The sequence below is a fragment of the Streptomyces sp. So13.3 genome (assembly GCF_005860785.2).
GTDB classification, from domain to species: Bacteria; Actinomycetota; Actinomycetes; order Streptomycetales; family Streptomycetaceae; genus Actinacidiphila; species Actinacidiphila fildesensis.
Genome location: NZ_CP048835.1, coordinates 3,977,295 through 3,991,211 on the forward strand (window position 1 = coordinate 3,977,295; position 13,917 = coordinate 3,991,211).

At 72.6% G+C, this 13,917-nt stretch carries 7 protein-coding genes and 1 tRNA gene; 7 read left to right on the top strand and 1 reads right to left on the bottom strand.

Going from position 1 to position 13,917, the window contains the following annotated elements:
• The first annotated feature begins 19 nt into the window (after window positions 1–19).
• From C8250_RS17945 to C8250_RS17970, 6 genes are all read left to right on the top strand, one after another.
• A tRNA-Lys gene (locus C8250_RS17945) sits at window positions 20–93 on the top strand.
• Window positions 94–266: 173 nt separating this feature from the next.
• Window positions 267–995 (top strand): class F sortase, encoded by a 729-nt coding sequence (locus C8250_RS17950; protein WP_306664958.1) that lies wholly within the window; start codon window positions 267–269, stop codon window positions 993–995.
• 213 nt (window positions 996–1,208) lie between these two features.
• Complete coding sequence (locus C8250_RS17955; protein WP_187144890.1) at window positions 1,209–2,555, top strand: alpha/beta hydrolase-fold protein; 1,347 nt, start codon at window positions 1,209–1,211, stop codon at window positions 2,553–2,555.
• Between the two features lie 13 nt (window positions 2,556–2,568).
• Window positions 2,569–5,136 carry a DUF2156 domain-containing protein gene (locus C8250_RS17960; protein ID WP_138358016.1) on the top strand — a complete coding sequence of 856 codons (2,568 nt, stop codon included), beginning with the start codon at window positions 2,569–2,571 and terminating at the stop codon, window positions 5,134–5,136.
• 32 nt (window positions 5,137–5,168) lie between these two features.
• On the top strand, window positions 5,169–7,850 hold the full coding sequence (locus tag C8250_RS17965) for a phosphatidylglycerol lysyltransferase domain-containing protein (RefSeq protein ID WP_138358018.1): 2,682 nt from the start codon (window positions 5,169–5,171) through the stop codon (window positions 7,848–7,850).
• Between the two features lie 260 nt (window positions 7,851–8,110).
• Window positions 8,111–8,800, top strand: coding sequence for a hypothetical protein (locus C8250_RS17970; RefSeq protein ID WP_138358020.1), 690 nt, complete (start codon window positions 8,111–8,113; stop codon window positions 8,798–8,800).
• A gap of 47 nt (window positions 8,801–8,847) precedes the next feature.
• Here the strand turns inward: C8250_RS17970 and C8250_RS17975 are convergent, their stop codons facing one another.
• Window positions 8,848–10,299: an alpha/beta hydrolase gene (locus C8250_RS17975; RefSeq protein WP_138358022.1), complete on the bottom strand. Its 1,452-nt coding sequence runs from the start codon at window positions 10,297–10,299 to the stop codon at window positions 8,848–8,850.
• A gap of 248 nt (window positions 10,300–10,547) precedes the next feature.
• On the opposite strand from C8250_RS17975, the gene lysX reads away from it, so the two are divergent.
• Window positions 10,548–13,787, top strand: coding sequence for a bifunctional lysylphosphatidylglycerol synthetase/lysine--tRNA ligase LysX (gene lysX, locus C8250_RS17980; protein ID WP_138358024.1), 3,240 nt, complete (start codon window positions 10,548–10,550; stop codon window positions 13,785–13,787).
• Window positions 13,788–13,917 lie beyond the last annotated feature (130 nt).

A 13,917-nucleotide genomic window follows, 5' to 3' on the forward strand; every position in this document is an offset into this window, starting at 1 on the left:
AATGTCTGTCTCGCAGCACGCGCCGCTAGCTCAGTTGGTTAGAGCAGCTGACTCTTAATCAGCGGGTCCGGGGTTCGAGTCCCTGGCGGCGCACCTACGGGAAACCGTTGACCTGGGCGTTCCTCCTTCGGGAGGGGCGCCTTTCGTCATGTACGGGGCCAGTACGGAGCCAGTACCGAGCCGGCACGGGAGCAGTGCGAGAGCGGTACGGGAGCGGCCCGGCGCGGTAACAAGGCCAGGGAGAGACCGTCTCCAGGAGGCCCCGCATGCCGCTGCCGCACTACCGTCCCCCGGACGCGCCCGACGGCGCGCGCGAGGACGCGTGGCGTCCGCCGCCGCGCCGCGTCGGCCGGATGGCGGCGGGCATCCTCGCGGTCACGGTGGTGACCGGCGCCTGGCTGCTGCGCGACGGCACGCAGGAGCGGGAACCGCCGCTGCCCACCCCGGCCGAGGCGGTCTCCGCGGCCGGGCGGAACCCGGCCGCCGGCGGGCAGACGGAGGTCGCACTGCCGCCGCGCGCGGCCCCGATGACCGCCGCCGCCCCCGAACGGATCCGCGTCCCGGCCATCGGGGTCGACGCGCCCCTCATGCGGCTCGGGCTCGACACCACCGGCCATCTGCAGACCCCGCCGGAGTCCGAGCGCGGGCTGGCCGGCTGGTACGCGGGCGGGGCCGCGCCCGGCGCCGCGGGCGCCGCCGTACTGGCCGGGCATGTGGACACCCGCGAGGGCCCCGCGGTCTTCTACGAGCTGGGCGGGCTGCACAAGGGCGACCGGATCGAGATCGACCGCGCGGACCGCCGTACCGCCGTGTTCACGGTCTACGGCATCGAGGTCTACGAGAAGCAGGACTTCCCCACCGACCGGGTCTACGGCGCGACACCGGACGCCGAACTGCGCGTGATCACCTGCGGCGGAGTGTTCAGCAAGGCGGCGGGATACCTGGGCAACGTCGTGGTCTACGCCCGGCTCACCGGCTCCACCGAACCGTCCTGACGGAGTCCCGGCGGCCCCGCCGACCGGCCCAACCGGCGCACCCTCCTGACGCACCGGCACCCCGTTGCCCCCACCCCTTCCACCGGCGCGCCCACCCCCGGAACGGCCGGTTGGCCGAACCGGGGGCACACCACTGGCAGGTGAATGCAGTATGTCCTAGTTTAGGTATTTCTGATGTCATTTATGAATCTGCGCGTCACCGGGGAGGTCCCTGTGCGACAGCCGCTGGCCATGAGCGGGCCGATGGACTGGCCGCTGACCAACGGCGCCGTGCCCTGGATCGTGCTCGTGATCGGCCTGCTGTCGCTCGGCTGGCTGCTCGTGGTCCGCCAACGCTCCTGGTGGACCCTCACCGTCCCGCTGATCGCCCTCGGCACCGCCGTCGCGGTGTTCGTCGTGCAGTACCTGGAGGACAACTCCTGGCGGCTGATCGCCGACGAACTGCCGATCGGCGTCCTGGTGTGGATCGGGGTCGGGGTGTTCGGCGTCGCCCTGGCCGTGGCCCGCTGCTTCTACACCCCGCACTGGCGGATCAGGCTGGCCGCGCTGCTGGCGGGCCTGCTCGTCCTGCTCGCCGCGTGCTCCCAAGTGAACGTGTTCTACGACCAGTACCCCCGGCTCCGCACCCTGGTGACCGCGCTGACCCGGGAGAGCACCGACCTCAGGACGGCCAGCGGCGGCGGCAAGGAGAACACCACCGTCCGCACCCCGGTGGGCGGCACGCTCGAATCGGTGTGGAAACCGCCGGCGGACATGCCCGGCAAGGGATCGCTGTCGAAGGTGCGGATCCCCGGCACCGTCTCCGGCTTCGACGCGCGCGACGCCTGGGTCTATCTGCCGCCCGCCTACCGGACCAATCCGCGCGCGCTGCTCCCCGTCATCGTCCTGATGCCCGGTCAGCCCGGATCGCCGCAGGACTGGCTCGACTCCGGGCAGCTGGCCGAGACCATGGACGCGTACGCCGCCGAGCACCACGGGCTGGCGCCGGTCGCGGTCTCCGTCGACACCCTGCACTCGCCGCTGAACAACACCATCTGCGTGGACTCCGAACGCGGCAAGGTGCACACCTACCTCACCCAGGACGTACCGGCGTGGATCAGGGCCAACCTCCAGGTCGCGGCCGCACCCGGGTCCTGGGCGGCGGGCGGCTATTCGCTCGGCGGCACCTGCTCGCTGCAGCTGGCCGTCACCGCCCCGGAACTCTTCGGGTCGTTCGTCGACATCTCGGGGCAGCGCGAACCGACCCTGGGCGGCCACCAGCACACCGTCGACGAGCTGTTCGGCGGCAGCTCGGCCGCCTACGACGCCATCAGCCCGCTGAAGATCATGCGGAAGAAGTCCTTCCCCGGCACCAACGGCCTGTTCATCGTCGGCTCCTCCGACGGCACCTACCGGCCGCAGCAGCGGGACGCGTACGCGGCGGCCCGCAAGGCCGGGATGAACGTCACCTACAAGGAGCTGCCCGGCGGCCACAGCTGGGCGGTCTGGCGGCCCGCCCTCGGCGTGGGGCTGGCCTGGCTCGGCGGCGTCACCCATCTGACCTCCCCATCCAGCGGCTGACGGGACTGCACCGATGACCGAAACGCAGGCGCAGGCGCGGGAACTCCCCGACGGCCCGGAGCCGGCCGGGCCCAGTACGCCGAAGCCGCCCGGCCGGTGGCGATCCTGGGCGGCCACCATCCGGCGCGGCGCCGGGCAACTACGGCACGCACCCGTCACCGTGACCCTGATCGCCGCCCTGTGGATCACCGGCGCGGCCACCGGATCGCTGCGCAGGGGCCCGGACGACCAGCTGTTCGACGCCGTCGGCGTCGGCTGGGAGACCCTCGCCGAGGGCCACTGGTGGACCCCGCTCAGCTCCGGCCTGTGGTGCTCCAGCCTCGACATGTATCTGATCAGCACCGTGGCGCTCGCCGTGCTCGGCACCCTGGCGGAGCGCCGGATGGGCTCCGCCCGCACCGTGCTGGCACTGGTTGCCGCCCAGGTGGCCGGCACCCTGCTCGGGGTGGGCCTGGCCAAGCTCGGCGACCTGGCCGGCGACGACTGGCTCGAACTGCTCTCCCTGGAGGCGGCGGTCGGCCCCACGGTCGCCGTGGCGGGGGTGGCCTTCACGGTGAGCGGAACGATGACGGCGCTGTGGCGGCGCCGGGTGCGCCTGCTGCTGGCCGCGGTGGTGCTGGTCCTCGCGCTGTACCTGGGCACCCTGCTGGACGTCCTGCAGGTCACCGGCGGGGTGATCGGCCTGGCCGTCGGAGCGGTGTTCTGGCACCGGCTGCCGCACCGGCCGACCGGTGCTTCGCACTCCGAAACCCGGGTGCTGGTCGGGCTGTTCATCGCCGCCGCCGCGATCGGCCCGGCGCTGACGATGCTCTCGCCCGACGCGCTCGGCCCGCTGGCCACCTTCCGCGATCTGCTCGTCACCTCGCACCCCGACGCCCAGGCCGTCCAGGACGCCTGCGCCGAATCGGTGCGGGCCTGCCATCAGATCCACGCCGAGGAGCACTTCTACGACTCCCCCGCGATCCTGATGACGGTCATGCCCGCACTGCTGCTGCTCGTCCTCGCCGAAGGACTACGGCGCGGCCGGCGGCTGGCCTGGATCCTCGCCATCGTGGTCAACCTGGCGCTGATGGCGATCGTTCTCTACGAGATGGTGGACTTCCTCGGTTCGCTGGACCTCAGCACCCCGGAGGGCAGGGACGACCGGAGCTGGCTGATCCGCGCCTGCATCGAGCAGCTCCTGCTGCCCGCCGCCTCGATCGTCCTGCTGGTCGTCACCAGGAGCCGCTTCCAACTGCGATTGCCGCGCACCTCGGTCCGCAGGATCGCACTGGCCGTCGGCGGCAGCGTGCTGGCCGTCGCGGCCGTCTACGTGGGCACCGCCTACGCGATCCGCGACCAGTTCTACCCCGTCGCCACCGTCTCCTTCCTGTGCCAGGGGCTCGTCTCCGTCTTCCTGCCGCCCATCTACAGCGACCTCGCCGACCAGGGCCCCATCCCGGTCGGCTCGGGCGCCCACTGGCTGTACGAGTACTGCGGTCTGGTGCCCTGGCTGGTCGCGCTCGTCTCCCTGCTGGTGGTCTTCCGCAGCAACCGGCTGCGGGCCTCCGACGAGCAGGCCCGGCGGGCCCGTTCGATCCTCACCGAGCACGGCGGCTCGACGCTCTCGTACCTGTCCACCTGGGAGGGCAACCACTACTGGACGTCCCCCGGCGGCGACGCGGGCGTGGCCTACCGGGTGCTCTCCACCATCGCGCTGACCACCGGTGACCCCTTCGGGGAGCCGTCGGCCCGGCAGCGCGCGGTGGGCGAGTTCGCCGCGTTCTGCGACGCGCGCGGCTGGTCACCGTGCTTCTACAGCGTCAACGAGGAGTCCCGGCAGGCCGCCGAGGCGCTCGGCTGGAAGTCCCTGCAGGTCGCCGAGGACACCGTCGTACCGCTGGCCGGTCTGGAGTTCAAGGGCAAGAAGTGGCAGGACGTCCGCACCGCGCTCAACAAGGCGGGCAAGGCCGGCATCACCGCCGAGTGGTGGCGCTTCCCGGACGCGCCGCTGGCGCTCACCGAGCAGATCCGGGCCATCTCCGAGGAGTGGGTCGCCGACAAGGGCCTGCCCGAGATGGGCTTCACCCTCGGCGGCCTCGACGAACTCGACGACCCCGAGGTGCGCTGTCTGATCGCGCTGGACGCCGACCGGACCATCCACGGCATCACCAGCTGGATGCCGGTCTACCGGGACGGCGAGCCGATCGGCTGGACACTGGACTTCATGCGGCGCCGCTCCACCGGCTTCCGCGGCGTCATGGAGTTCCTGATCGCCTCCTCCGCGCTCGGACTGAAGGAGGAGGGCGCGGAGTTCATCAGCCTGTCCGGGGCGCCGATGGCCCGGGTGGACCGCGGCGAGGCCCCGGCGCCGCTCCAGCGGCTGGTCGATGTGTCGGGGCGACTACTGGAACCGGTGTACGGTTTCCGTTCATTGCTCGCGTTCAAGGCAAAATTCCAGCCCGACTACCACCCTATGTACATGTGCTACCCCGATCCGGCCGCTCTGCCGACCATCACCCGCGCCATCGGCAAGGCGTACCTTCCGCACATGACGGCGGCTCAGGGCGTACGGCTGGTCCGCCAGCTGTCCGGCTCCTGAGCCGGGGTCCGACTCCGGTTTGAGGTGACGCCATGTGGGACTGGTTGGCCGACGCCTACCGGACGCGGATCGTCGACAACGGTCGCGAACCGCTGTTCCTGCTCCTCGTCGGGTTGATCGGCTCGTTCCTCTTCATCCGCTTCAGCGTGCGGATGATCCGCCGCGGCGTGAGCTGGTGGCCGGGGAACGTCAACCCGGGCGGACTGCACATCCACCATGTCGTCTTCGGCCAGGCCATGATGCTCATCGGCGGCATCGGCTCCTTCGCGGTACGCGGCGGCGTCCTCGCGCACAACCTGCTGGCCGTGCTGTTCGGCATCGGCTGCGGGCTGGTGCTCGACGAGTTCGCCCTCGTCCTGCACCTGGAGGACGTCTACTGGAGCGAGCAGGGCCGCAAGTCCGTGGACGCGGTGATCCTCGCTGTCGCGGTGATCGGTCTGCTGCTCATCGGGGAGGCCCCGCTGGGCGGCTTCGTCGGCGGGATCAACGGCGAGCAGATCGGTGTCGCGGCGGTCCTGCTGGGCTTCGTGGTCATCTGCCTGATCAAGGGCAAGGTGTGGACGGGGCTGATCGGCGTGATGATGCCGCCGGTCGCGATCATCGGGGCGCTGCGGCTGGCCCGCCCGGCCAGCCCCTGGTCCCGCTGGCGCTACCACTCCCGGCCCCGGCGGCTGGCCCGCTCCGAGCGCCGCGAGGACCGGGTCCACCGGCGGCTGGTGGCGTTCAAGACCAGGCTGATGGACGCCGTCGCGGGCGCCCCGCACCTGAAGTCGAAGTCCGAGAGCGTCCCCGTGCCCCGCCCGACGGTCGTCGACATCCCGCCGTCCCGGATCGAGGTGTGGCTGCGGCCGCTGCAGCAGCCGGGCGCGGCGGTCGCCGTCTGGTACCTGCGGACCGCCGCCGTGGTCAACGTGCTGACCGGGCTGATCGCGCCGTTCCGCGAGCGGGTGCACCGGGCCACCAACGGGGAGTTCTTCACCGCCTTCCTGCTGAGCCCGGGCTTCACCGGCGCCGTCCTGGCCTTCCTGCTCGCGGTGACGCTGCGCCGCCGCAAGCGCGCGTCCTGGATCGTCGCCGTCACGCTGGTCTGGGGGTACCTGGCGCTGTGCCTGCTGGCGCTGGATCTGCTGCCGGAGGCCCGCGCACACCCCTTCAACTGGATCTCCCTCGGGCTCACCGTGCTGCTGGCCCTCGCGCTGGCGGTGTCCCGCCGGGCGTTCAACGTGCGGGGCGAGCGCGGCAACGTCGCCCTCGGACTGGTGTCGCTGCTGATCGGCAGCGTCGTCACGGTGGGCCTGGGCACCGTCCTGGTGCACGCCACCGACGCCCCGCCGCCCGCGAGCTGGCGCGCCTGCCTGCACTACGCCGTGCTGCGTGTGCTCACCGTCTCCAGCCTGTTCGACCTGCCCGAGATCGCCGTGCCCGCCTGGACCGACCTCGCGATCAACCTGCTGAGCGTCACGCTGATGCTGATGGTGCTGCTCGCCTTCTTCCGCTCCCCGCGCGGCCGCGCCCGGCTCCAGCCGGCGGACGAGCAGCGACTGCGCGAACTGCTCGCCGCGCACGGCGAACACGATCCGGTCGGGTACTTCGCCCTGCGCCGCGACAAGTCGGTGAGCTGGTCACCCGGCGGCCGGGCCGCCGTGCTGTACCGGGTGGTGAACGGGGTCGCGCTGGCCTCCGGCGATCCGATCGGTGACCGCGAGGAGTGGCCGGCGGCGATCGACGGCTGGCTGGCCGACGCCCGTCAGCACGCCTGGATCCCGGGGGTCACCGGGACCGGCGGGGGCGCCGCCGCGGTCTACGAACGGGCCGGGCTGAAGTCGCTGGACTTCGGCGACGAGGCGGTGGTCGACGTCGCCGCGTTCGCCGGAACGTACCTGGGCACGTCCACGACAGGACCGGACGGCCCGGACGGCCCGGACGGCGGCGAGGCGCTGCGTCCGCTGCGCGAGGCCCACGGGCTGATCCGCGACGCCGGCTACACCGCCGTCGTACGCCGCCACCGCGACATCCCCCGCGACGAGATGGCGGATCTCGCCCATCTCGCCGACGCCTGGCGACGGCACGCCAGTGAGCGCGGTTTCTCGGTGGCCCTGGGCCGGCTGGGCGACCCCGCGGACGGCGAGTGCGTGATGGTGGAGTGCCGCGACCCGCAGGGGCGCACGTCGGCGCTGCTGAGCTTCGTGCCGTGGGGCCGGCGCGGCCTCTGCCTCGACCTGATGCGCCGCGACCGCGAGTCCGGCAGCGCGCTGATCGACTACCTGATCACCGAACTGCTGCTGCTGGCCCGGGCGGACGCCGAGCCCGTGCGCGGCGTCGAGCGGGTGTCCCTCAACTTCGCGGTCTTCCGCTCGGTCTTCGAGGAGGACGGCAAGGCCGGTGCGGGCCCGCTGCTGCGGCTGTGGCGCAAGGTCCTCCGGCTGCTCTCCCGCCGCTGGCACCTGGAGGCCCGCTACCGCTCCTACGCCGCCTACCTGCCGGAGTGGCGCCCGCGCCACCTGCTGTACGAGCGGTCCGCCGAGCTGCCCCGTATCGCCGCCGCCACCGCCATGGCCGAGGGCTTCCTGACGGCGCCGCGGCTGCCCCGGCTCGGCGGGGCGCCGTACCCGGCGGCGCCCGCGACGGCACTGGCTTCGGAACCGGACGGTTCCGGGCCGGAGGACTCTCCGCCGGACCCCGCGCCGGACGATCCGGCTCCTGGCCCGCGCTGAGGCGGACCGCATGCGGGGGCGCCGGCCGGACCCGTGTCACCCGACCGGCCGTGGCGCGGTCATCCGATCCTGACGCGTCCCGACCGGCTCCCTGACCTGCGCCTGCCGCGTCGGCCCTGTTCCTCCGTTGGTCCGTTCGGCGTAGTTCTGACCGATCGTCAACAGGCACCGGGAGCGCCGTCCGGGTGTCCTCGGAGGGTGGGCAGATTCCTGTCTGCCCCGCGGAACACCGTCCGTGACCCCGCCCTGGGAGAAACCCGATGCGCTCACAGCACCTACTCACCGGCTCCGCCCTTGCCGCGGTCATCGCGCTGAGCGCGGTGGGAGCCGCGTCAGCCGCCTCGACCGAGCCCATCGCCCCCGTCGAGTCCGCGGCGCCCTCGGCGCCCGCCGAGCTCTCCTCCCCCGACGTGCCGGCGGACCTCACCTCGCCCGCGGTGCCCAGCGAACTCTCCTCGCCCGAGGTGCCCAGCGAGCTCTCCTCGCCCGCTGTGCCCCTCACGCCGGTGGGGCCCGCCAATCCCGTCATCGTCCAGCCGAACCCGGTGGCCCCCGGCGGTCAGTTCTCCGTGTTCGACGGCGGCAACTGCACCGGCACGAGCGGCGTCGCCACGTTCAGGTCCGCCTCGGGCGGCTCGTCCATCCCCGCGGTCAACCTCTCCACCCTCAGCAACCAGCTCGGCGGGGTCGGTACGGTCCCGGCGGGCACCGAGCCGGGCCAGTACGAGGTCTCGGTGTCGTGCCAGAACGGCGGCACCGGCAAACAGGGCCCGTTCACCGGCACCCTGACCGTCTCGTCCCGCACGCCCAAGGGCGGGGTACAGACCGGCCTCGGCGGCGGCATCGGCATGGACCCGGCCGAGACCGCGCTGGGCGCGGCGCTGGTGGCCGCGGCTCTCACCGGCACGATCGTCCTGGGCCGCCGACGGGCCCGCGGCAGCGACAACTGAGCGGAGCCGCCTGAGCGGTGGCATCGGCTGCTCGATGTCGGTGCCCGTCAGTCGCAGACGGTGCCCGCCGCCGGCAGCCTGCCGTCCAGCAGGAAGCCGTCGACGGCGTCCGTCACGCAGGTGCTGTGCGCGAAGTAGGCGCCGTGGCCCTGCCCGTTGAACGTCAGGACCGGGCTCCCGTTGCCCAGCGCGTCGCTCATCCGCCGGGCGTTCGCGTACGGCGTCGCCGGATCGCCCTTGGTGGAGACCAGCAGCGCCTTGGGGGCATCCACGGCCCGGACGTCGCGGGAGGTGTTGTCCCCGGCGGACGGCCAGCCGGCACAGGCCAGCATCGAATTGATGATGGCCCGGCCGAACACCGGAGACGCGGCGGCGAACGCCGCCCCGGCCGCCGCCACCTGACCGGCCGTGTACCGGTCGGAGGTGTCCCGGCAGTCCACGGCCAGCTTCGCCACCGCGTAGTTGGTCCGCCCCGGATCGCTCCCGTCGGACCGGGTCCGCCGCCGGACGTCCGAGCCCCCGTCCTGCGCGAGCAGCAGCATCAGCTCACCGTCGCCGGCCCGCAGCGCGGCCAGCGCCTCGCTCAGCGCCGGCCAGGAGTCCGCGCTGTACATGGCCGTCTGCAGCGCCTCCAGGTACTCGTCCTGGCCGAGGTCCCCGACGGCGGTCCGCACCGGGTCGTCCGCGAGCCGGTCGCCCAGGTCCGCAAGTCCGGCCATCCGGGCTCGCTGGTCCGCGCCGGCGATCGGGCACGCCTTCCCCTGCTTCGCGCAGTCCTTCACGAACGCCTCCAGCGCGCGCTGGAACGCGGCCGCCTGACCCAGCGCCACCCGCTCGCTGTCGGACGCCGGATCCTCCACCCCGTCCAGCACCAGCCGTCCGGCGCGGTCGGGGAACTGGTGCGCGTACACCGCACCCAGCTTGGTCCCGTACGAGAAGCCCAGGTAGTCGAGCTTCTCGTCACCCAGCGCCGCCCGCATGACGTCCAGATCGCGCGACACGTTCGTCGTCCCGATCCACGGCAGGATCCTGCCCGACCGCTGCCCGCACTGCCCGGCGAGCCGCCGGACCTGCTCGATCAGCTCCCCCTCCGCGGGCGGCGGGTCGCCGCAGTCCACCGGCACACTGCGGCCCACCCCGCGCGGATCGAACCCGATCAGGTCGTACCGGGTGTTGAGGACCGCCAGGTCCGTACCGGCCCGGTCGGCGAGCGTGTCGATCCCGGAGACCCCGGGGCCGCCGAAGTTCACCGACAGGGAGCCGATGCGGTCGCCGGGACCGGTGGCGGGGTAGCGCGTCAGCGCGATGTCGGCGGTGCCGCGGGAGGGTGTCGCGTAGTCCAGCGGCACCACGATGCTGCCGCACTGCATGCCGTCGGCCGCGCATTCGGCCCAGGTGATCCGCTGCGCGTAGAACCGCGTCAGATCCGGCTGCGCCGGGCCTCCGACCAGCACCAACGCCGTCGTGGACCCCACCGCCAACCACAACCCGAACCCCATCCCGCCAACCTAAACGCCCCCACGAAGCCCCGCACGCCGGGCGAAGCCAGGCACAAACCCCAACCCCCGGCCGAACCCGCCGCCTGAGACCCACCCAGCCCGGCCGACGCCCGACGCCCGTTCCCCTCCACCAGCCCGCCCGGCGATTGAGGGCACAGGGCGGGCGGGTGGGGGAAGCCCGCTGCCGGGCCGGGCTCCGGCCGGGGCGTCCCGGTTGCGGAAAGCCGGGGGGCGGACAGCATGGTCGTATGGAGGAACCCCGCTGGAAGCGCTCGGTACCGGAGTGGTTCGGGGAGTTCTTCGCCTCACTCGCCATCTTCTGCGCCGTCCTCGCCGTAGTCGGCCCCCTGCACCGTCTCCTCGAACCCGTGCGCCGCTGGGTGGAGATCCTGACGGTGCCGGCGTCCGCGAACCTCGCCTACGCGGCGTTCCTGATGCTGCTGGCCGGCGCGCTGGCGGCGCGCAAGCGGGTGGCGTACTGGATCGTCGTGGTGTTCCTCGGGCTGTCGGTCCTGGCCAACGTGGTGCTGATCGCCTTCGAATCGGAGTGGAGCGCCATCCCGGCGCTGGCCATCACCGGCACGGCGCTCGCCGTCCTGGTGGTGTCGCGCGGCGAGTTCTCCGCCCGGGTGCGCAAGGGCGCGTTCTGGCGGGCGCTGCTGGTGCTGCTGGTGGGCCTGGTGATCGGCGTCCTCGCCGGCTGGGCACTGCTGTCGGTGTTCCCCGGCACACTGGTCGGGAAGGACCGGCTGCGGTGGGCAATCAACCGGGTGGTCGGTGGCGTCAACGACCTGCCGGACGGCATCGGTCATCCGCCCTTCTGGACCAACTTCTGGCTCGGTCTGTTCGGCGCGCTCGCGCTGCTCGCCGCCGCCGCCACGCTGTTCCGCTCGCAGAAGGTCGAGGCGGCGCTGCACGGCGACGACGAGCCGCGGATCCGCGCCCTGCTGGCGAAGTACGGGGAGCAGGACTCGCTCGGCTACTTCGCCACCCGGCGGGACAAGTCGGTGGTCTTCTCGCCCAGCGGGAAGGCCGCCGTGACCTTCCGCGTCGAGGTGGGCGTCTGTCTGGCCAGTGGTGATCCGCTGGGTGACACCGAGGCGTGGGGGCCCGCCATCGAGGCGTGGCTGGAGCACGCGGCGCAGTACGGCTGGGTGCCGGCGGTGATGGGCGCGGGTGAGGAGGGCGCGAAGGCGTACTCCCGGGCCGGGCTCGGCGCGCTGGAACTGGGCGACGAGGCGGTCCTCGAGGTCGGCGGCTTCGATCTGGGGGGCCGCGAGATGCGCGGCACCCGGCAGGCCGTCAACCGGGTGCGGCGCACCGGTGCGACGAGCCGGATCCGCCGGCACCGCGAGCTGTCGCCCGAGGAGTTGAACGAGGTCGTGGCACGGGCCGACGCCTGGCGCGGCACCGATACCGAGCGCGGCTTCTCGATGGCGCTGGGCCGGCTCGGCGACCCGGAGGACGGCGACTGTCTGCTCGTCGAGGCGCTGGACGACGCGGGACAGGTCATCGCGCTGCTGTCGTTCGCGCCCTGGGGCCGGGCCGGGGTCTCGCTGGACGTGATGCGGCGCGATCCCGCCGCCCCCAACGGGATCATGGAGTTCATGGTGACGGAGCTGGCGGCGCAGTCGCCCCGGCTCGGCATCCGGCAGATCTCGTTGAACTTCGCGGTCTTCCGCTCGGTCTTCGAGGAGGGCGCCAGGATCGGCGCCGGCCCGGTGCTGCGGCTGTGGCGGCGGCTGTTGCTCTTCTTCTCCCGGTGGTGGCAGCTGGAGGCCCTGTACCGGTCGAACGTCAAGTACCAGCCCGAGTGGTATCCACGCTTCCTCTGCTACTCCGAGGCGAAGGACCTGGCCCGTATCGGCCTGGCCTCCGGTATCGCCGAGGGCTTCGTGGAGATGCCGCGGCTGCGCTTCTGGCGGGACCGGAACGTGGGGCAGGGACCGGCCGCGCTGCCCGCGTTCGTCGAGCTGGAGGAGGCCTCGGCCGCCGCCGCTGACCTGTCGGCGGCAGCGGCAGGACCGGACCGGACGGCCGGTTCCGGACGCCCGGAGCAGGTACGCGTCAGGATGCGGAAGCTGGAACGGCTGCGGGGGGCGGAGACCGACCCGTACCCGCCCGGCATCGTGCCCACCCACACCCTGGCCGCCGCGGCGGCGGCGCCCGCCGGCACCGATGTCCGGCTGTCCGGGCGGGTGTTGCGGCTGCGCGACCACGGCGGCGTGGTGTTCGTGACGCTGCGGGACTGGTCGGGCGATCTGCAGATCCTGCTGGGCCGCGACCACTTCACCGCCGAGGGGATGCGGGCGTTCGCATCCGACGTCGACCTGGGCGACCTGCTGGACTTCGAAGCGGTGATGGGCGTGAGCCGGGCCGGTGAGGTGACCGCCGACGCGAACACCTGGCGGCTGAGCGCCAAGTGCCTGCACCCGCTGCCCGACAAGCGGCGCGGCCTGACCGACCCGGAGGCACGGGTCCGGCAGCGCTATCTCGACCTGGTGGTCCGGCCCGAGGCCCGCGACGTGCTGCGGGCCCGCAGCGCCGCGGTGCACTCGGTGCGCGAGTCGCTGGTGGCCCGCGGCTTCCTGGAGGTCGAGACGCCGATGCTGCAGCCGGTGCATGGCGGCGCCAACGCCCGCCCGTTCACCACCCACATCAACGCCTACGACCTGGACCTGTATCTGCGCATCGCCCCGGAGCTGTATCTCAAACGGCTCTGTGTCGGTGGTGTCGAGAAGGTCTTCGAACTCGGCCGCACCTTCCGCAACGAGGGCGTGTCGTACAAGCACAACCCCGAGTTCACGATGCTGGAGGCGTACCAGGCCTATGCCGACTACGACTCGATGCTGGATCTGACCCGCGAACTGATCCAGCAGGCCGCGACCGCCGCCAACGGCTCGCAGACCGCCCGCCGGGACGGCGGTGAGGTCGGCCTGTCCGGGCTGTGGCCGGTGCGGACCGTCAACGACGCGATCTCGCAGGCGCTCGGCGAGGAGGTCACCGCCGACACCCCTCCCGAGGTGCTGCGGCGGCTCTGCGACCGCGCGGGCGTCCCGCACACCCCCGCCGACGGTCGCGGTGACATCGTGCTGGAGATGTACGAGCGGCTGGTCGAGGAGCGCACCACCGTCCCGACCTTCTACAAGGACTTCCCGCTGGACGTCTCCCCGCTCACCCGGCAGCACCGCGTCGACCCCCGGCTCGCGGAGCGCTGGGACCTGGTCGCGTACGGCACCGAACTGGGCACCGCCTACACGGAGCTCACCGACCCGGTCGAGCAGCGCCGCCGGCTCACCGAGCAGTCGCTGCTGGCGGCGGGCGGTGACCCCGAGGCGATGGAGCTCGACGAGGACTTCCTGACCGCCCTGGAGTACGCGATGCCGCCGACCGGCGGGCTGGGCATCGGTGTCGACCGCCTGGTGATGTTCCTTACCGGCCGGTCGATCCGCGAGACCCTGCCGTTCCCGCTGGTCCGTCGCCGCTGATCTGCGGATATACCGTCCCTAGGGGGATACCGGACGGCCGGACATTGGCCGAACGGACGAGGGCGCCTGCCGGGGGCTGCCCTTACGGTGGGAGCACGGGACGAACGAAGGGCCGGTCCGGTGTGCGGAC

Coding starts and splice junctions, on each gene's coding strand:
- C8250_RS17970 (WP_138358020.1), top strand. CDS start 8,111: ATGCGCTCACAGCACCTACTCACCGGCTCCGCCCTTGCCGCGGTCATC.
- C8250_RS17975 (WP_138358022.1), bottom strand. CDS start 10,299: ATGGGGTTCGGGTTGTGGTTGGCGGTGGGGTCCACGACGGCGTTGGTG.
- lysX (WP_138358024.1), top strand. CDS start 10,548: ATGGAGGAACCCCGCTGGAAGCGCTCGGTACCGGAGTGGTTCGGGGAG.
- C8250_RS17965 (WP_138358018.1), top strand. CDS start 5,169: ATGTGGGACTGGTTGGCCGACGCCTACCGGACGCGGATCGTCGACAAC.
- C8250_RS17960 (WP_138358016.1), top strand. CDS start 2,569: ATGACCGAAACGCAGGCGCAGGCGCGGGAACTCCCCGACGGCCCGGAG.
- C8250_RS17950 (WP_306664958.1), top strand. CDS start 267: ATGCCGCTGCCGCACTACCGTCCCCCGGACGCGCCCGACGGCGCGCGC.